The organism is Kineococcus endophyticus, assembly GCF_040796495.1.
GTDB lineage: Bacteria > Actinomycetota > Actinomycetes > Actinomycetales > Kineococcaceae > Kineococcus > Kineococcus endophyticus.
In genome coordinates this window covers 38,387-56,439 of sequence record NZ_JBFNQN010000015.1, presented here as the reverse complement: position 1 = coordinate 56,439, position 18,053 = coordinate 38,387, and the positions used below count along the sequence as shown (strand labels likewise).

The 18,053-nt window shown below is 72.8% G+C and carries 18 protein-coding genes; 11 read left to right on the top strand and 7 right to left on the bottom strand.

Translation table 11 applies throughout. From position 1 onward, the window contains the following. The first annotated feature begins 52 nt into the window (after nucleotides 1-52). From AB1207_RS19920 to AB1207_RS19905, 4 genes are read left to right on the top strand one after another with little or no spacing between them, the layout of a single operon-like run. Nucleotides 53-1,036, top strand: coding sequence for an ABC transporter substrate-binding protein (locus AB1207_RS19920; RefSeq protein WP_367640199.1), 984 nt, complete (start codon nucleotides 53-55; stop codon nucleotides 1,034-1,036). A 38-nt stretch (nucleotides 1,037-1,074) separates the two neighbouring features. Next, nucleotides 1,075-2,652 (top strand): sugar ABC transporter ATP-binding protein, encoded by a 1,578-nt coding sequence (locus AB1207_RS19915; RefSeq protein WP_367640198.1) that lies wholly within the window; start codon nucleotides 1,075-1,077, stop codon nucleotides 2,650-2,652. After that, on the top strand, nucleotides 2,649-3,719 hold the full coding sequence (locus AB1207_RS19910) for an ABC transporter permease (RefSeq protein ID WP_367640197.1): 1,071 nt from the start codon (nucleotides 2,649-2,651) through the stop codon (nucleotides 3,717-3,719). The genes AB1207_RS19915 and AB1207_RS19910 overlap by 4 nt, the downstream gene beginning before the upstream one ends. Continuing rightward, complete coding sequence (locus tag AB1207_RS19905; RefSeq protein ID WP_367640196.1) at nucleotides 3,716-4,771, top strand: ABC transporter permease subunit; 1,056 nt, start codon at nucleotides 3,716-3,718, stop codon at nucleotides 4,769-4,771. The genes AB1207_RS19910 and AB1207_RS19905 overlap by 4 nt, the downstream gene beginning before the upstream one ends. Here the strand turns inward: AB1207_RS19905 and AB1207_RS19900 are convergent. Continuing rightward, nucleotides 4,749-5,660 carry a LysR family transcriptional regulator gene (locus tag AB1207_RS19900; RefSeq protein WP_367640195.1) on the bottom strand — a complete coding sequence of 304 codons (912 nt, stop codon included), beginning with the start codon at nucleotides 5,658-5,660 and terminating at the stop codon, nucleotides 4,749-4,751. The two genes, AB1207_RS19905 and AB1207_RS19900, sit on opposite strands and share 23 nt — an antisense overlap. Before the next feature lie 78 nt (nucleotides 5,661-5,738). Here AB1207_RS19900 and AB1207_RS19895 point away from each other — a divergent pair, with 78 nt between their 5' ends. Genes AB1207_RS19895 through AB1207_RS19885 form a run of 3 tightly spaced genes read left to right on the top strand, consistent with a single transcriptional unit; the run spans nucleotide 5,739 to nucleotide 8,280 of the window. After that, nucleotides 5,739-6,953 carry a thiolase family protein gene (locus AB1207_RS19895; protein WP_367640194.1) on the top strand — a complete coding sequence of 405 codons (1,215 nt, stop codon included), beginning with the start codon at nucleotides 5,739-5,741 and terminating at the stop codon, nucleotides 6,951-6,953. Then, nucleotides 6,950-7,624: a 3-oxoacid CoA-transferase subunit A gene (locus AB1207_RS19890; protein WP_367640193.1), complete on the top strand. Its 675-nt coding sequence runs from the start codon at nucleotides 6,950-6,952 to the stop codon at nucleotides 7,622-7,624. Before AB1207_RS19895 ends, AB1207_RS19890 begins: the two co-directional genes overlap by 4 nt. Beyond that, on the top strand, nucleotides 7,621-8,280 hold the full coding sequence (locus tag AB1207_RS19885) for a 3-oxoacid CoA-transferase subunit B (RefSeq protein ID WP_367640192.1): 660 nt from the start codon (nucleotides 7,621-7,623) through the stop codon (nucleotides 8,278-8,280). The genes AB1207_RS19890 and AB1207_RS19885 overlap by 4 nt, the downstream gene beginning before the upstream one ends. A gap of 33 nt (nucleotides 8,281-8,313) precedes the next feature. Here the strand turns inward: AB1207_RS19885 and AB1207_RS19880 are convergent, their stop codons facing one another. The 4 genes from AB1207_RS19880 to AB1207_RS19865 form a co-directional block, all read right to left on the bottom strand. Next, nucleotides 8,314-9,753 (bottom strand): HNH endonuclease signature motif containing protein, encoded by a 1,440-nt coding sequence (locus AB1207_RS19880; RefSeq protein ID WP_367640191.1) that lies wholly within the window; start codon nucleotides 9,751-9,753, stop codon nucleotides 8,314-8,316. Nucleotides 9,754-10,119: 366 nt separating this feature from the next. Further along, entirely contained in the window at nucleotides 10,120-11,001 is an 882-nt protein-coding gene (locus tag AB1207_RS19875) for a hypothetical protein (protein ID WP_367640190.1), read from the bottom strand. Beyond that, the gene (locus AB1207_RS19870) at nucleotides 10,994-11,500 is read right to left on the bottom strand and encodes an RNA polymerase sigma factor (protein WP_367640189.1); all 507 of its coding nucleotides are present in this window, start codon (nucleotides 11,498-11,500) and stop codon (nucleotides 10,994-10,996) included. The genes AB1207_RS19875 and AB1207_RS19870 overlap by 8 nt, the downstream gene beginning before the upstream one ends. Before the next feature lie 234 nt (nucleotides 11,501-11,734). Continuing rightward, nucleotides 11,735-12,400, bottom strand: a complete 666-nt coding sequence (locus AB1207_RS19865; protein WP_367640188.1) for a TetR/AcrR family transcriptional regulator — start codon at nucleotides 12,398-12,400, stop codon at nucleotides 11,735-11,737. A gap of 103 nt (nucleotides 12,401-12,503) precedes the next feature. On the opposite strand from AB1207_RS19865, the gene AB1207_RS19860 reads away from it, so the two are divergent. Genes AB1207_RS19860 through AB1207_RS19850 form a run of 3 tightly spaced genes read left to right on the top strand, consistent with a single transcriptional unit; the run spans nucleotide 12,504 to nucleotide 16,260 of the window. Continuing rightward, nucleotides 12,504-13,865, top strand: coding sequence for a flavin monoamine oxidase family protein (locus AB1207_RS19860; RefSeq protein WP_367640187.1), 1,362 nt, complete (start codon nucleotides 12,504-12,506; stop codon nucleotides 13,863-13,865). After that, nucleotides 13,862-14,749, top strand: a complete 888-nt coding sequence (locus AB1207_RS19855) for a universal stress protein (protein WP_367640186.1) — start codon at nucleotides 13,862-13,864, stop codon at nucleotides 14,747-14,749. The genes AB1207_RS19860 and AB1207_RS19855 overlap by 4 nt, the downstream gene beginning before the upstream one ends. Then, complete coding sequence (locus AB1207_RS19850) at nucleotides 14,746-16,260, top strand: APC family permease (protein ID WP_367640185.1); 1,515 nt, start codon at nucleotides 14,746-14,748, stop codon at nucleotides 16,258-16,260. The genes AB1207_RS19855 and AB1207_RS19850 overlap by 4 nt, the downstream gene beginning before the upstream one ends. Before the next feature lie 5 nt (nucleotides 16,261-16,265). Here AB1207_RS19850 and AB1207_RS19845 read toward each other — a convergent pair whose 3' ends face one another. Continuing rightward, nucleotides 16,266-16,718: a glyoxalase superfamily protein gene (locus AB1207_RS19845; protein WP_367640184.1), complete on the bottom strand. Its 453-nt coding sequence runs from the start codon at nucleotides 16,716-16,718 to the stop codon at nucleotides 16,266-16,268. On the opposite strand from AB1207_RS19845, the gene AB1207_RS19840 reads away from it, so the two are divergent. Further along, entirely contained in the window at nucleotides 16,698-17,312 is a 615-nt protein-coding gene (locus AB1207_RS19840) for a dihydrofolate reductase family protein (RefSeq protein WP_367640183.1), read from the top strand. The genes AB1207_RS19845 and AB1207_RS19840 overlap by 21 nt on opposite strands. 269 nt (nucleotides 17,313-17,581) lie before the next feature. Here AB1207_RS19840 and trxA read toward each other — a convergent pair whose 3' ends face one another. Then, nucleotides 17,582-18,031 carry a thioredoxin gene (trxA, locus tag AB1207_RS19835; protein ID WP_367640182.1) on the bottom strand — a complete coding sequence of 150 codons (450 nt, stop codon included), beginning with the start codon at nucleotides 18,029-18,031 and terminating at the stop codon, nucleotides 17,582-17,584. Nucleotides 18,032-18,053 lie beyond the last annotated feature (22 nt).

Below are 18,053 nucleotides of genomic sequence, written 5' to 3'. Positions count from 1 at the left end.
CAATCTGGACAGCCCGACACCGCAGTCGGCACCCACGCTCGAGGAGGAGCCCATGTCGTCTCCCAGGACCACCCGCCGTTCCATCGTCGCCGCGTTCGGCGTCGCCGCCCTCTGGGGCCTGACCGCCTGCGGCGGCGGCGACGCCGCGGGCAGCGAGACCGCCGCCGGCGGTGGCGGGGACACCATCACCGTCGGCTTCTCCCAGCTGGGGGCCGAGTCCGGGTGGCGCACCGCGAACACCGAGTCGGTGAAGTCCGCGCTCACCGCCGCCAACGGCATCGACCTGAAGTTCGTCGACGCCCAGCAGAAGCAGGAGAACCAGATCAAGGCGCTGCGCGACTTCATCACCCAGGACGTCGACGTCATCGCGTTCTCCCCGGTCATCGAGACGGGCTGGGACGAGGTCCTGCAGGAGATCAAGGACTCCGGGATCCCCGTCGTCCTGGTGGACCGCACGGTGGACACCTCGGTCCAGGACCCGTACGCGACGTGGATCGGCGCCGACTTCGAGCAGGAGGGCAAGACCGCCGGGGAGTGGGTCGCGAAGAACGCGCCCGACGCCAAGGTCTTCGAGCTCCAGGGAACGCTCGGCTCGGGCGCGCAGGTCGACCGCGAGAAGGGTTTCGACGGCGTCGTCGGCCAGCAGGTCGTCGGGAAGGCCAGCGGGAACTTCACGCGCGCCGAGGGCAAGACGGCGGTCGAGGCCGCCCTGCAGACCTACCCCGAGACGAACCTCATCTTCACCCACAACGACGACATGGGGCTCGGGGCCGTCGAGGCCATCGAGGCCGCCGGCAAGGTGCCGGGCAAGGACGTCCAGATCGTCTCGGTCGACGGGGTGCGCGACGGGCTGCAGGCTCTCGTCGACGGCAAGTTCAACTACGTCGTGGAGTGCAACCCCGTCTTCGGCGACCAGCTCGCGACGCTCGTCAAGGACGTCGCGGCGGGCAAGGAGGTGCCGAAGGAGACGATCGTCCAGGACCAGGCCTTCGACCAGACGACGACCCAGGCCGACGTGGACGCCCGGAAGTACTGACCACCGACCCGACGTCTCCGGAAGGGCTGTGCCGCACGATGTCCGACACGACGAACACCCGAGCGCCCGGGGACCCGGCCGCACCCCCGCCGGACGCGGTCGTCCGCATGACGGGCATCACCATCACGTTCCCGGGCGTCAAGGCCCTCGACGGCGTGGACCTCGTCCTGCGCCGCGGTGAGGTCCACGCGCTCATGGGCGAGAACGGGGCCGGCAAGTCGACCCTCATCAAGGCCCTCACCGGGGTCCACCGGATCGACCACGGCGGGATCGCCGTCGAGGGCCGGGAGGTGCGGTTCAGCGGACCCAGCCAGGCCCAGGCGGCCGGGATCAGCACCGTCTACCAGGAGGTCAACCTCTGCGCGAACCTCACGGTCGCGGAGAACGTCATGCTGGGCCACGAGGTACGCCGCGGGCCCTTCATCGACTGGCCCGCGACGCGCCGCGCGGCCCGGGGTTTCCTGCAGCGCCTGAACCTCGACGTCGACGTCCGCTCGCAGCTGTCGTCCCACAGCATCGCCGTGCAGCAGTTGTGCGCCATCGCCCGAGCGCTGGTCGTGGACGCCAAGGTCCTCGTGCTCGACGAACCCACGTCGAGCCTGGACCGGGCCGAGGTGGCCGAACTGTTCCGCGTCGTGCGCCGGTTGCGCGACGAGGGGGTGGCGATCCTCTTCGTCTCGCACTTCCTCGAGCAGGTCTACGACCTGTCGGACCGGATGACCGTGCTGCGCAACGGCCGCTTCGTCGGCGAGTTCGTCACGACCGACCTCCCGCGCCGCGAACTGGTCGGGCACATGATCGGCCGCTCCGGGGCCGCGCTGGCCGGGATCGAGGAACAGGCGAAGCGGTCCATCACCCCGCACTCCCCGCGCGAGACCCCGCTCATGACGGCCCTCGGGGTCGGCCGCGACGGTGCCGTGGAACCCTTCGACCTCTCGCTGTACCCGGGCGAGATCGTCGGGCTCGCCGGGTTGCTGGGGTCGGGACGCTCCGAACTGGCGCGGCTGCTGGTGGGGGCGGACCGCCCCGACCGGGGGGAGCTCTCCCTCGACGAGCGGCCGGTCAGGCTGCCCACGCCGCTGGCCGCGCTCCGCCGGCACCTGGCGATGTCGAGCGAGGACCGCAAGAAGGAGGGCATCATCGGCGACCTCACGGTCCGCGAGAACATCGCCCTGGCCCTTCAGGCCGGGCGCGGTCCGTGGCGGCGCATCCCTCGCCGCGAGCTCGACGAGATCGTGCAGAAGTACGTCGTCGTGCTGAACATCAACCCGCCGAACCCGAACGCGCTCATCCGCAACCTGTCCGGGGGCAACCAGCAGAAGGTGCTGCTGGCGCGGTGGCTGGCCACGGCCCCGCGCCTGCTCGTGCTGGACGAACCCACCCGTGGCATCGACATCGGCGCCAAGACCGAGATCCAGCGCCTCGTCGCCGACCTCGCCGCCGACGGCATGTCCATCGTCTTCATCTCCTCCGAGCTGGAGGAGGTGCTGCGGCTCAGCCAGCGCGTCGTCGTCATGCGCGACCGTCGCAAGGTCGCCGAGATCACCAACGACGCGTCGGTCACCACCGACACCGTCCTCGAAGCCATCGCGAACTCGGAGGTGAGGGCGTCGTGAACGCGTCCGCCCGCGGCACGAACCCGGCGACGCTGTTCCAGCGCGTCTCCCAGCACGGCCTGCTGTGGCCCGTGCTCGCGCTCGTCGTCCTGCTGCTGGCCTGCGGGCTGAAGAGCCCGGGGTTCCTGGACGTCGCCACCCGCGACGGCAACCTCTACGGCCAGCTGATCGACCTGCTGCGCAACAGCGCGACTCCGTTGCTGCTGGCCCTGGGCATGTGCCTGGTCATCGCCACGGGCGGCATCGACCTGTCCGTGGGCGCCGTCATGGCCATCTCCCTGGCGGTGTCGCTGACCCACCTCGCGAGCGTGCCGGACCCGTCGGCGCCCGGCGCCGTCGCGACGGCCGTCGTGCTGGGACTCGTCCTCGGGGTGGTGATCGGGGCCTTCAACGGGTTCATGGTGACCGCGCTGGGGATCCAGCCGTTCATCGCCACGATGATCCTCATGGTGGCCGGGCGCGGGATCGCCATGCTCATCACCAAGGGGCAGATCACCACGGTGACCAGCCCGCCGTTCAAGTCCATCGGATCGGGTTTCGTCCTCGGCGTCCCCGTTCCCGTCGTCATCGCCGGGGCGGTGTTCGTGCTCGTGGCGCTGGCCGTGCGCCGGACCGCTCTGGGGATGTTCCTCGAGGCCGTCGGCACCAACCGCGAGGCCAGTCGCCTGGCGGGCGTCGGTGCCCGCTCCACGACGTGGGTCGTCTACGTCCTCGCGGGCCTCCTCGCAGCCCTGGCCGGCATCGTCTACGGCGCACCCACGATGGCCGCCGACGCGAACAACATCGGCCTGCTCAAGGAACTCGACGCCATCATGGTCGTCGTCCTCGGTGGCACCCGGCTGGACGGCGGGCGCTTCCACCTCGGCGGGCTCGTCGTGGGGGCGCTGCTGCTGTCGACCCTGGAACGGGCGGTCATCGTCTTTGAGTTGCCGAGCCAGACCACGCCGCTGTTCAAGGCGCTGGTCCTCATCGCGGTCTGCGTCGCCGCGTCCCCGGCGCTGCGTTCCCGGTGGAGGAGCCGGCCGCCGCGCACGCGCCGGCCCGTGGCGACGGAGGTGGCCGCATGAGCACGGGACTGTCACCCCAGGCGCCCTCGGGCGCGCCGCCGCGGCCGAGCACCCGGCGGGTCCGCGCCCTCGTGGACCGCGTCGACCGCCGCTTCCTGCCGGTCGTCGGCACCCTCGTCACCCTCGTCGTGATGCTGGGCGTGGGCCAGCAGCGGTACAGCACCGCCCGCAGCGACTTCCTCAGCATGCGGCTGCTGTCGAACCTGCTGCTGGACAACTCCTACCTGCTCGTCCTCGCCGTGGGCATGACGTTCGTCGTCCTCGCCGGGGGCATCGACCTCTCGGTCGGGGCCGTGGTGGCCCTCGTCGGGCTGGTGACGGCGAAGCTGTTCACGGCCGGCGCTCCGCTGCCCGTGGTGCTCGTCCTCGGCGTCCTCATCGGGACGTGCTGCGGGCTGCTCATCGGCGTCATGGTGCAGGTGTTCGACATCCAGCCGTTCATCGCCTCCCTCGCCGTGATGTTCCTGGCCCGCGGGCTGGCGAACGTCGTCAGCACGAACTCCCTGAAGATCGACGACGACGGGTTCTCGGCGCTGGCCTCGTGGAGCCTGAAGTTCGGGGAGGGCCGCGAGACCTGGCGCATCAACGCCAGCATGCTCATCGCGGTCGGCGTCCTGCTCCTGGCCGTGTACGTCCTGCACTACACGCGCTTCGGCCGGACGGTCTACGGGTTGGGTGCGGGGGACCGCGGCGCGGCCGTGGAACTCATGGGGCTGCGTCCGGCCCGCACCCGCATCGGGGTGTACGTCATCTCCGGCACCTGCGCGGGCCTCGCGGGCATCCTGTTCGCGCTCTACACGAAGTCGGGGTTCAACCTCACGGGCATCGGGATGGAGCTGGACGCCATCGCGGCCGTCGTCATCGGCGGGACGTTGCTGTCCGGTGGCGTCGGGTTCGTCCTGGGCACCGGGGCCGGGGTGCTCGTGTACGGCCTCATCCAGGTGCTCATCGCCCGCGAGGACCTCGACTCCTGGTGGACGCGGGTGTTCATCGGGGCCGTGCTGCTCGCGTTCGTCGTCCTGCAGAAGGTCATCGCCGGTCGCCGACGCTAGTCCGACCCCCCGTCGGTCGGACCGTCGGCCAGAGCGCGAGGAACCGGGCCACCGGCGGGTGGTCCCGGTCCTCGCGCCACGTCGCGACCAGTTCCAGGCCCGGGACGGCGCCGGTGAACGGGCGGTACTCGACGGCGTCCGGCCGCAGCCCCGTCGTCGAGGCCGGCACGACCGCACAGCCGAGACCGGCGGCGACGAGGGCGACCATCGTCTGCACCATCCACAGGTCGTCCTGTGCGACCCGGACGTGGACGCCGGCGAGCAGCGCCGACGTCCGCTCCCGCAGGCCGTCGTCGCCGTGCCGGGCGGGCATCAGGAGCGGTTCGTGCTCGAGGTCGGCCACGGCGACCGCGGGGCGCGCCGTCAGCCGGTGGCCGCGGGGCAGGGCAAGCACCAGGGGTTCGTCCGCGAGGACCTGCGAGGCCAGCGCGGGACCGTCCGGGGCGGCGTAGAGCAGGACGACGTCGAGGTCGTCGAGGTCGAGGCGGCGCAGCAGGTCGGCGGGCCGTCCTTCGACCAGGGCCACCTCCAGCCCGGTCAGCTCGGTGCGGACGCGGCGCAGCACCTCCGGGAGCCCGCCCGCCACGGCCGAGGGGACCAGGCCCACCCGCAACCGTCCGACGCTGCCGTCGCGGGCCTGCTGCGCGGTGGCGGGGAACCGGGCGTAGGCGGCGAGCAGACGACGGACCTCCGGCAGGAGGGCCCGGCCGGCGGGGGTGAGGACGGGAGTGCGACCGCTGCGGTCGAACAGTTCCGCCCCGAGCTCGCGCTCGAGGGCACGCACCTGGCTGGACAGCGGTGGCTGGGCCATGTGCAGCGCGCGGGCGGCCCCCGTGAACGACTGCTCCTCGGCCACGGCGACGAAGTACTCCAGGCGGCGCAACGTCACCCGCCCATACTCCCTGAGTACCGCGCCGGTCCGCAACGGATGTTGGACGTATGGGCGTGGCGGGGCCAGGCTGGGGTCATGGCTGGATCCGAGGCTCGACCCGAGGCGTACGTCTACGACGCCGTCCGCACTCCCTTCGGCAAGTTCGGCGGCGCGCTCGCCGAGGCCCGCCCGGACGACCTGGCCGCCGCCGTCGTGCGCGCGACCCTCGACCGCTCTCCGCAGCTGCCCGCCGAGGCCGTCGACGAGGTGCACCTGGGCCTGGCCAACGGTGCCGGCGAGGACAACCGCAACGTCGCCCGGATGGCCGTGCTGCTCGCCGGGATGCCGACGTCCGTGCCCGGCAGCACGGTCAACCGGCTCTGCGGTTCCGGGCTCGACGCGCTGTTCGCCGGGTCGCGCGCCCTGGAGACCGGCGACGCGCAGGTCGTCCTCACGGGCGGCGTGGAGTCGATGTCGCGGGCACCGTGGGTGCTGCCCAAGCCCTCCCGCGCGTTCCCGGCGGGGGACGTCACGGCGGTCTCGACGACGCTGGGCTGGCGGCTGGTGAACCCGCGGATGCCGAAGGAGTGGACCGTCAGCCTCGGCGGCGCGAACGAGCTGCTGCAGCAGCGGTTCGGCATCTCCCGCACGCGCCAGGACGAGTTCGCCGTCCGCTCGCACGAGCGCGCCGCCGCGGCGTGGGCCGAGGGTTTCTACGACGACCTCGTCGTGCCGGTGGGTGAGGTGACGAAGGACGAGGGGATCCGGCCCGGCACGACCGTCGAACGGCTCGCCGGGCTGCAGCCCGCGTTCGACCCGGCCGGCACCATCACGGCCGGGAACGCCTCGCCGCTGTCCGACGGCGCCTCCGCGGTGCTGCTCGGGACGGCCGGGGCCTCCGCCGCCGTCGGGCACGACCCGCTCGCCCGCGTCGCCGGCCGCGGCACGTTCGCGCTCGACCCGCAGGACTTCGGGTTCGCCCCCGTCGAGGCCGCGAACCGGGCGCTGGCCCGTGCCGGGATCGGCTGGGACGCCGTGGGCGCGGTCGAGCTGAACGAGGCGTTCGCCGTCCAGTCGCTCGCCTGCGTCGACGCCTGGGGCGTCGACCCGGGCCTGGTGAACACCCGGGGCGGGGCCATCGCGCTGGGGCACCCGCTCGGGGCGTCCGGGGGCCGGATCGTGGGAACCCTGGTGGCCCGGATGAGCGCCGAGCGCGTCCGCTGGGGCGTGGCGGCGATCTGCATCGGCGTCGGGCAGGGGCTCGCCGTCGTCCTGGAGAACACCGACGCGCAGGAGGCAGGAGTCCGTTGAGTCGCACGCAGTTCGCCGCCGACGCCGACGCGGCCGTCGCGGACGTCGCCGACGGGGCGACCGTCCTCATCGGGGGTTTCGGCGCGGCCGGCCAGCCCGTGGAACTCATCGACGCCCTGCTGCGGCAGGGTGCGAAGGACCTCACCGTCGTCAACAACAACGCCGGGAACGGCGACGTCGGGCTCGCGGCCCTGCTGGCCGCGGACCGCGTCCGCAAGATCGTCTGCTCGTTCCCACGGCAGAGCGACTCCTGGGTGTTCGACGAGCTGTACCGGGCCGGACGGATCGAGCTCGAACTCGTGCCGCAGGGCACGTTGGCCGAGCGGCTGCGGGCCGCCGGGGCCGGCATCGGCGCGTTCTACTGCCCGACGGGTGCCGGCACCCCGTTGGCCGAGGGGAAGGAGACCCGCGTGATCGACGGGCGAGAGCACCTGCTGGAGTTCCCGATCCACGGCGACGTGGCCCTCGTCAAGGCGCACCTCGCCGACGAGTTCGGGAACCTGGTGTACCGCAAGACGGCCCGGAACTTCGGACCCGTCATGGCGGCGGCCGCGAGGACGAGCGTCGTGCAGGTCTCCGACGTCGTGCCGACGGGCTCGCTGGACCCCGAGGACGTCGTGACGCCGGCGATCTACGTCGACCGCGTCGTGCGCGTGGGGGTGGCGGCGTGACGGTCCAGAACACCGACCGGGGTCCCCTGTCGAAGGACGAGCTGGCCGCGCGGGTCGCCCGCGACATCCCCGAGGGCGCTTACGTGAACCTCGGCATCGGCCGGCCGACGCTGGTCGCCGACCACCTGACCCCGGAGTCCGGGGTCGTTCTGCACACCGAGAACGGGATGCTCGGGATGGGCCGGGCGGCCGTGGGGGACGAGATCGACCCCGACCTCGTGAACGCCGGCAAGATCCCGGTGGTCGAGACCCCGGGGGCGTCGTACTTCCACCACGCCGACAGCTTCGCCATGATGCGGGGCGGCCACCTCGACGTCTGCGTCCTCGGCGCCTACCAGGTCGCCGCGAACGGGGACCTCGCCAACTGGCACACGGGTGCGCCCGACGCGATCCCGGCCGTCGGCGGGGCGATGGACCTCGCGACGGGGGCGAAGGCCGTGTTCGTCGTCATGCCGCTGTTCGGGCGCGACGGGTCCCCGAAGCTGGTGCGGGAGTGCACGTACCCCCTCACCGGGGTCGGCTGCGTCTCGCGCGTCTACAGCGAGGAGGCCGTGCTGTCCCTGGGGGGCGGCGAGGTCGTCGTCGAGGAGACGTGGGGGACGACGGTCGCCGAACTCCAGGCGAAGCTGCCCGACCTGGTGCTGCGGGGGCGCTGACCCGGCTGACGCTCTGCGCGCGTCAGCAACCGCTCACTTCCTGAGGGTGAGGTCGTCCTGTTCGAGGGCGCGGGCGAGTTTCCGCGTCCTCTGCAGCAGGGTGGGGTGGTCGTTGCGCGTCCAGGGTCCGGGGGTCATGAGCTGGCCCAGGTCGCGTTGGAGGCGTCTGGTTTCCGGTAACCCGTCCTCGCCGAACCGGGCTTCGAGGCGGCCGGCGTGGAGGGCTCGGTGGTCCCTGCCGCAGAGGAGGACGAGGTTGTCGACGCTGGTGGGTCCTCCGTCGGCCCAGTGGACGACGTGGTGCAGGTGGCAGGCCCAGGCCGGGGCTCCGCAGCCGGGGGCGATGCAGCCGCGGTCGCGTTCGGCGACGATGAGGCGTTGGTTGTCGCTGGCGTGCCGGTCCAGGGTGTGCAGGGAGCGGGGTCGGCCGAGGCGGTCCATGACGGCGACGGTGACGTCGCCGTCGCAGGAGGCGGCGCGCAGGGTGGCGTCGGTGACGGGGCCGTGGGTGTCGGCGGTGGCGGTGCCGGACTGCAGGGCGCCGGTGTCGTCGAGGGTGGCGCGCAGGACGACGGTGGCCTTGTGCGCGACGACCGGGTCGGTGCTGCTGGCGGGGTGGTGGGCGCCGGTGGTGACGAGGTCGACGAGGCCGTCGTGGCGGCGTTGCCCGAGCGAGCGGGTGTCGTCACCTGATGCCGTGGGCAGGGGTTTGGCGGCGGCTTCGAGGGCGGAGCGGACGACGACGGCGGCGGCCTCGTCGAGGTCGACGGTCATGCGCAGCATGCCGTGGCGGCGGGTGAAGGTGAGGGTGCGGCGGCTGGCGGAGTCCGGTTCGAGGTCGCGGACGTGCCGGTCCACGCGTTCGGGGTCCAGGCGGGTGAGGAGTTCTTCGCTCAGGTGGGTCGCGGTGCCCAGCGGTTGGGTGCCGCTGACGGTGGCGAAGTGCCCGTCGATGAGGTCGGCGCGGCGTTGGGTGGTCCAGACCCGCTCGCCGGTGTCCATCTGCACGTCGATGTCGACGGTGCCGCGGCGCAGGGGGGTGGGGATGGACTGCAGTGCGGTGACGGCGCCGTGGACGTGGTGCAGGGTGGTGTTCCCGGCCGCCAGTTGCTCACCGGTGCGGGCGAGGGAGCCGCGGTCGCCGTCGAGTCCACCGATCCTCCCGTCCCAGTGAACCGTCGGGTCGGTGTGCCGGGCGGCGGCGACGTCCTTGCGGGCCAGGGTGCGGGAGAGGTTGACGGGGTTGGTGGCGAGCAGGTCGACGACGGCGCTCTCGGGGGCGTGCTCGAGGGCGCGGCGCACCGCGTGGAGTTTGGCGGCGTCGAGGCGGTTGCCGAGGGCGTAGAGCGAGCGGGTGAGGTGGTCGACGTCGTCGCGGTCGAGGGTTCCCAACGGCAGAGCGTTGAGGTCGTCCAGGACGGAACTCAGGCGCGTGAGAGCGTCCTGGGCTGCGGACTGGGCGCCGGTTTTCACGTGTTCCATACTAGTCGAACAACCCCTGTGTCGAAAGGGTAGGACCACCGTAACTTTATGCGACGCAACGTGTTGCGAACTGTGGACTGTGATGCGTGGTGCCAGTCGGCATCGCCGCGTGCGGCTTCCGTGGCGGGAGCGTGTCCGGTCTCCGGGAACGGCTTCGGGCCTACCCGGAACTGTCCATTGCCGGGAGGTCGCCCTGATCGAAGACGTCGGCAGGTGCCTCGCTCCCTGAGGCGCGACCGCGCACGAGCGACACCACGGCCACCGGAACGCCGGCCCACGCGGGCCCACGAGGCCCACGAGGCCCGACGAAACTCCCGCGACGTCATGCCGTTCCCCGGGAAGCGTGGAGCACCCGGCTCACCGGCCGTCGACGGCGGGCAGGTCGCTCGCCCGCAGGTCGTCCACCGCAGCGCGGAGCACCGCCGAGAGTTCCCCGGAACGCGCGGTCGCCGCGAGGGGCGTGGCCGCGGGCAGGGAGGCGCTGACGATCAGGTCGCCCACCTGGACCGACCCGGTCAGGTAGGCGGCTGGGCCCCCCAGGTCGGCGACCGCTGCCCAGGTCTGCTCCGCGCCGGGGACCGCCAGGTCCACCGGTGTGAGCTGCCCGGACATCTCGCACGGCAGCGAGCCGGCGGTGGCGGCCCGGAACACGTCAGCGCCGGTGCCGGTCGGCCACCCGCTGACCACGAGGGTGTCCTCGCGTTGCGCCACGGTGTCGTCGTGCCACTGGAACTGCCGTCCGGCGATGCCCCAGTCCTGCACGGCGAAACTTTCGCCGGAGTCCCCGGAGCACATCACCGGACCCGCCAGCGGCGTCTCCGCGCGCGACTGGTCCGCCACGCCTCCGAGGTTCGTCAGTGTTCCACCACTGGGCAGGACCGCACGGGCCCTGGACATGTCCGGGAGGTCGTAGGCCACCACGTCCATGCGTGCTTCCCCGGCCGGGCTCTCGCTGGGGGACTGCGCGATCGGAGTGGTCGAGACCGTCGGTGTCGACCCGGGCCACAGGCTCACGGCAACCCCCACGGACGCGGCGACGGCGAGGGCCGTGGCAGCGATCTGCACCCGCCGCACCCGGCGGCGGTGGCGCAGTCGAGCACGGGTCCCGGCGGCGAGGCGTGGTTCGTTCACGGGCCGGGTGCGGACGTCCCGGTCGAAAGCGGCCAGCAGCAGCTCGATCGCCGGGTCCTGGGACCCGTCGGCTCCGGGGCCGCGGAGGTGGTCGGGGCGGTCAGGCACGGGTGATGCCCTCCTCGGTGAGCAGTCGGCGCAGCGTGGCCAGCCCGCGGTGGGCGTTGCTGCGCACGGTGGCGGTCGAGCAGTCCATGAGGTCGGCGATCTCGTTGTCGGGCAGTCCTTCGTACAGGCGCAGGACGACGGCGACGCGTTGCTTGTCCGGCAGTCGGCGCAGCAGTTCCAGGCATCGTTGACGCTCGGCGTGCGAGCCGGCGACGTCACTCCCACCAGCTGTGGCGAGGCGGTGCTGGGCCTGCTCGGTGAGCTGGGGCAGGTCCACGGGGTCGGCGGCGTGCTCCCGTCGCCAGGGGCGTCGTCGGGACGTGGTGACCGCGTTCACGAGCATGCGGTTGAGGTAGGCCGAGGGGTTCTCGACGGCCTGGATGCGGCTCCACTTGAGCACGCAGGTGGCGAGGACGTCCTGGACGACGTCCTCGGCCTGGTGCTCGTCGCGCAGCAGCGTCCGGGCCAGCCGGACCAGTTGCGGGCCCTTCCACGCCACCAGGGACTCCAGGTCCCCGTCACTGCGGGGTGATGCGGCGGGTCGCTCCTCGACGTGGACGGGGCAGGCCCCGTGGTCGCTCAGGGTCGCTCCTGTCGTCGGGTCGTGCGGGCTCCTCGGCGGGGTGGCGCTGGGGTGCTCGGCACCGCCGGCTGGAGGGGTCACAGCAGGAACGACGCGATCAGCACCCCCGGTTGTTGCACGACTTCCCGGCCGGGGACCTGAGCGCACCTCTCACCCCGGTGCGGCGAGCAGGCCCCGCAACCCCGTCAACAGGGCGCTCAGCCCCAGCTCGAACGCTGCGCGTGCCGTGTCACCCTCCGGCCGGGCGGCGTTCGCCGTCGTGACCCCCGGTGCGCTGGCGGCGAGGTCGCCGGGGTCGAAGATGTCCGCGGGGGCCTCGGTGTCGAGGGCGGACCCGAGCACGAACGACTCCACGGCCACGACGACGTTCGTCACGAGGTGCGCGGGCCAGCCCGCCGCCAGCAGCCCGGAACTGACCCGTTCGTACATCTCGACGGTGTGCGGCGCGCTGCGCACCGGCGTCACCGCCATCACCGGGACGAGCGCGGGGTGGCGTTCGTAGGCGTCGCGGTAGGAGCGGGCCCAGTCGGCGAGGGCCGCGTCCCACGGCAGCCGGCCGAACCCCGAGCAGTCGATCCCGCGGTTGACGTCGTCCTGCACCGCGCGCAGCACGTCCTGCTTCGTCGCGACGTGGTTGTAGAGCGCGCTGGGAGCGACCCCGAGGCGACGGGCCAGGGCCGCCATCGTCAGCCCGTCCTGACCCCGCTCCTCCAGGAGCGCGACGGCCTCGGTGGTGATGCCGTCCGCCGTCAGCACCGGGCGGCTGGGACGCCCGCGCCCCCGGCGCGGGGCGGGGGAGGAGGCGGCGGTGGGCACGCGGTCATCGTGGCCCACACCCTTGACAGGGGCTCGGTCAGGGCCATTAATGAAGCCTGTTCACTTCCAGGCAGTCACCGTCGATCCGGACCCGGAGGTCCCCGTGAACCCCGTTGAACTCAGCGCCGACGTGGTCGTCGTCGGTGCCGGACCGGCCGGGCTGAACACCGCCCGCCACCTCGTCGCCGCCGGTCACGACGTCGTCGTCCTGGAGGCGCGCGACCGCGTCGGTGGCCGCACCTGGACCGACGAGCGCGACGGCGTGACCCTGGAGATCGGCGGCCAGTGGGTCTCCCCGGACCAGACCGAGCTGCTCGGCCTGCTCGACGAGCTCGGCATGGAGACCTACCCCCGCTACCGCGAGGGCGAGAACGTCCACATCGGCGCCGACGGGGTCCGTCGCACCTACCGCGGGGACGTCTTCCCCGTCTCGGACTCCACCGCCAAGGAGATCGCCCGGCTCACCGAGCTCATGGACGACCTCGTCGCCGCCGTCGGGGCCACCGAACCCTGGGCGCACCCGCGGGCCCGCGAGCTCGACACCATCTCCTTCGGGGACTGGCTGCGCCGGCAGTCCGACGACGAGGAGGCGTGCACGACCATCGCCCTCTTCATCGCCGGGGCCATGCTCACCAAGCCCGCCCACGCGTTCTCGACGCTGCAAGCCGTCCTCATGGCCGCCTCCGCCGGGTCCTTCACGCACCTCACGGACGAGTGCTTCATCCTCGACCGCCGCGTCATCGGCGGGATGCAGTCGGTCTCCGAGCGGCTGGCCGCCGACCTCGGTGACCGCGTGCACCTGGACACGCCCGTCCGCACGATCCGGCACGGGGAGGACGGTGTCGTCGTCGAGTCCGACCGCGTCACCGTCCGCGCCCAGCGCGTCGTCGTGGCCGTGCCGCCGCCGCTGTTCTCCCGCATCAGCTACGACCCGCCGCTGCCGCGCCGCCAGCACCAGATGCACCAGCACCTGTCGATGGGCCTCGTCATCAAGGTGCACGCCACGTACGCGACGCCGTTCTGGCGGCACGACGGCCTGTCCGGCACGGGGTTCGGCACGAGCACGCTCGTGCAGGAGGTGTACGACAACACCATCCACGGCGACGACCGCGGGACCCTCGTCGCCTTCGTCGCCGACGAGAAGGCGGACGCGGTGTTCGCCCTGCCCGAGGAGGAGCGCCGGGCGCGGATCCTGGAGTCCATCGCGCAGTTCCTCGGCGAGCAGGCCCTCGCGCCGATCGCCTACTACGAGTCGGACTGGGGCAGCGAGGAGTGGACGCGCGGGGCGTACGCCGCGAGCTTCGACCTCGGCGGCCTCGCCCGGTACGGCGCCGACCAGCGCACCCCCGTCGGCCGCATCCACTGGGCGTGCTCGGACCTGGCGGCCGAGGGCTACCAGCACGTCGACGGCGCCCTGCGCTCCGGCCGCGCCGCGGCCGCCGACGTCACCGCGGCCCTGGCGTGACGACCACGGAGGGGCCGCGCTACGTCGTCGCCTACGACGGGGGCGACCGCGGCCGCGACGCGCTGCGCTGGTCGGCCGTGCTGGCCCGCTCGCTCGGCGTCGGGCTCGACGTCGTCGTGGTCGTCCGCAGCGACGACCCCTTCAGCGGCGTCTACCCGCCCGTCGGGGACGTCACGGGCGTCATCACCGAACAGGCCCGCGGCTGGGCCGACGAGGCGCTCGCGGCCATCGGCCCCGGCGTGGACGCGCGGGCCGACGTCCGGACCGCCGGGTCCGTCGCCGAGGGCCTGCTCGACGCGGCGACGGAGACCGGCGCGGCCGCCGTCGTCGTCGGCGCCGACGGGGGAGTGAACCCCCTCGGCGTGGGGTCGGTCGCCCGGGCGCTGCTGCACGCCTCGCCCGTGCCGGTGCTGCTCGTTCCGCGACGTGAGACGCCCGAACGGGTGGACCACCTGTACGTCGCGGTGGGCACCCGGCCCGGAGCCGCCGCGGTCCTGGCCGAGGCGTGGCAGGCTGCTGCCCGCAACGGGCTGCCCCTGCACGTGGTGAACCTCGTCGAGGTCGACCGCGCCGCGTCCGACACCGCGGCCGGGGCGGACCCGGACGCGGTGACCCGGGTGCAGGCCCTGGTCGAGGACGTGCGGTCGCGCTCGGCGGCCGTGCCGGTGAGCGTGGAGATGGGGCGAGGACGCACCATGGCGGAGGCAGTGGGTTCGATCGACTGGGCGGCAGGCGGTCTGCTGATCGTCGGGTCCTCCCGGCTGGCGCAGGGGCGGCAGACTTTCCTCGGGCCGACGGCCGCGCGCATCCTGCGCCACGTGCCCGTCCCCGTCGTCGTCGTGCCGCGCTCCACCTCGGTGAGCACGTCCGGAGGTGCGGCGTGAGCGCGACGCCCGAGGGCTCCACCCAGGAGGCCAAGGGCCTCAGCGGCGGGCAGGTCGGCCTGCTCGGCGCCGTCGTCATCGGCGTCTCGACGATCGCCCCGGCGTACACCCTGACCGGGGCCCTCGGCCCGACGGCCTCGGCCGTCGGCGACCACCTGCCCGCGATCTTCATCGTGGGTTTCGTCCCCATGCTGCTCGTCGCCCTCGGGTACCGGGCCCTGAACAACGCCATGCCCGACGCGGGGACGACGTTCACCTGGAGCTCCCGCGCGTTCGGCCCCTGGATCGGGTGGATGGGCGGGTGGGGGCTGCTCGCCGCCACGATCCTCGTCCTGTCGAACCTCGCGGGCATCGCCGTCGACTTCTTCTACCTCATGCTCGCCCAGCTCACCGGGAACGAGGGCATCGCCGACCTCGCCGCGAACGTTCCCGTCAACGTCGTGACCTGCCTGGTGTTCATGGCGCTGGCCTGCTGGGTGTCCTACCGGGGCCTGGAGGCGACCAAGACGGTGCAGTACGTGCTCGTCGGGTTCCAGCTCCTGGTCCTCGGCTGGTTCGCGGTCGCGGCGTTCAGCAAGGTCGCCGACGGCAGCGCCCCGGCGGGCCTGAGCATCGACCCCGGCTGGTTCAACCCGCTCGGCGTGGAGTCGTTCTCCGCCTTCGCCGCCGGCATCTCGCTCTCGGTGTTCATCTACTGGGGCTGGGACGTCGTCCTGACGATGAACGAGGAGACGCAGGGGTCGCGCACCACGCCCGGCCGCGCCGCGCTGTCCACGATCGCCGTCATCGTCGTCCTCTACCTGACCATCGCCCTCGCGGTCCTGTCGTTCTCCGGCACCGGTGCGGACGAGTTCGGGATGGGCAACGCCGACATCCAGGAGAACATCTTCGCCGCGCTCGCCGGCCCGGTCATGGGGCCCTTCGCGATCCTCATGTCCCTGTGCGTCCTCGCCTCCTCGGCGGCCTCGCTGCAGTCGACGTTCATCGGCCCGGCGCGCACGATGCTGGCCATGGGGCACTACGGCGCCCTGCCGCCGCGGTACGCGCAGGTGAGCCGGCGGTTCCAGTCGCCCGGGTACGCCACCGTCGTCGCCGCCGTCGTGGCGTCGGTGTTCTACGCGGTCATGCGCGTGGTCTCGGTGAACGTCCTGTCGGACACCATCACCGCCCTCGGCATGATGGTCTGCTTCTACTACGGCGTCACGGCCCTCGCCTGCGTCTGGTACTTCCGCGGCAGCTGGGGCGGGAACGCCAAGGCGTTCCTCACCACCTGCCTGGCCCCCCTCGTCGGCGGCCTGCTGCTGCTGGTGTTCTTCGTGCAGACCGCGGTCGACTCGATGGACCCCTCCTACGGGTCGGGTTCGGAGATCGGCGGCGTCGGGCTCGTGTTCATCCTCGGCATCGGGGTGCTGGGCCTGGGCCTCCTCGTCATGGCCGTGCAGTACGCGCGACGTCCCGGGTTCTTCCGCGGGGAGTCGCTCGTGGTGGGGCGCAGCACCACCGACGCCTGAGGGGTTCAGCCCTGCCGGCAGAACCGCAGGGAGTTCCCGGAGGGGTCGAGGACGGTCATCGTCGGGCCACCCGGCGCGTCGTCCTCGACCCCCGGGAACTGCCGGGGGGCCAACCGCGGTGAGAGTTCGCGACGCAGGGCGCGGACGTCCCGGACGGGCACCCGCACGACCGTCCCCGGGGTGCCGTCGCCGTGGTGCTCGGACAGGTCGAGCTCCGCGTCGTCGCGGCGGACCCGGGCGTGCAGCGGCAGGTCGGGTCGGGGGCGGTGCTCCCACGAGCACTTGAACCCCAGCACGGCGGTGTGGAACTCCAGCGCCGCCGAGTGGCTCACGTCCAGCCCGAGCGCGGCGAGGTCGCGGCGCAGGGCACGGGCGGCAGGCCACGTCGGGCCGTCGACAGGTTGGCACCGGGCCCGGGCGGGGTCGAGGCTGGCGCGATGACGGACACCACCTGCCACCTGTCCCTCTCCCTCGACGGCTACGTCGCCGGTCCGGACCAGAGCCTGGCGGACCCGCTGGGCCGCGGCGGTGTGGAGCTGCACCGCTGGCACCTCGGCGAACCCGACCACGACGCCGACCGCACGGCCGTCGGCTGGCTCATGCGACCCCGCGGTGCGTACGTCATGGGCCGCAACATGTTCGGGCCGGTGCGCGGGGAGTGGGCACCCGTCGACGGGGTGGACTGGACCGGCTGGTGGGGTGAGGAACCGCCGTACCACGCGCCGGTGTTCGTGCTGACGCACCACCCGCGCGACCCGGTCGAGAAGGCGGGCGGGACGACGTTCCACTTCGTCACCGACGGGTTCGACGCCGCGTACGCCGCGGCCGTGGAGGCGGCGGACGGGCGCGGGGTGGACATCGCCGGTGGTGCGTCCACGGCGCGGCAGGCGCTGCGGGCCGGGGTCGTCGACGAGCTGACGCTCGACGTCGCACCGGTGCTGCTGGGCGGGGGCGAGCGGTTGTTCGACGGGGTGGAGACGTTCGGTTTCACGCCCGTGGAGGTCGTGACGTCGCCGCGGTCGACGCACGTGCGCTACCGCCGCGCGTCCTGAGGCGTGCGGTGTGGTGCTGGGCACGGGGTGACCTCGTGCTCGATGACCGGGCGCGGGGTGACCTCGTGCCCGAACGTGCCAGTCGTCGGGGCGGGCCCAGGCGAGGCGGGTGAGCAGCCAGGGTCACGGGCCGTCGGGCGCCGTGGCGTCGTCGCGCCACAGCTCGAGGTGGTGCAGGTGTCCTCGGTCCACGGCGCGATCCTGCCCGAACGCGCGAGAGCCCCCGTCCGGTGCGGACGGGGGCTCTCACGGTGGATCGCGGTGGATCGTCAGAAGGCGGCGGGGTCCGTCCCGGCGCGCACACCCTGGCGCTGCGGCGCGGCCTGCTGCTGCGCCTGCTCCTGGGCCTGCTGCTGCTGGGCCTCGAGGGCCTGGGCGTACTGCTGCTTCACCTGGTCCATGTCCAGCGACTTCACCTGCTGGATGAGGTCCTCCAGGGCGGGCCCGGGCAGGGCGCCCGGCTGGCCGAAGACCGGGATGCCGTCGCGGTAGGCGACCAGCGTCGGGATCGAGGTGATGCCGTAGCGGGCGGCGAGCTGCTGCTGCTCCTCGGTGTCCACCTTGGTGAAGGTGATGTCGTCGTGCTGCTCGGAGGCCTGCTCGAAGACGGGAGCGAACTGCTTGCACGGCCCGCACCAGTCGGCCCAGAAGTCGATGAGGACGATCCCGTCCTTCACGGTCTCGTCGTGCGTCTCCAGGGTCAGTGCCTGAGTGCTCATGGACAGCACAACCAGACCCGGC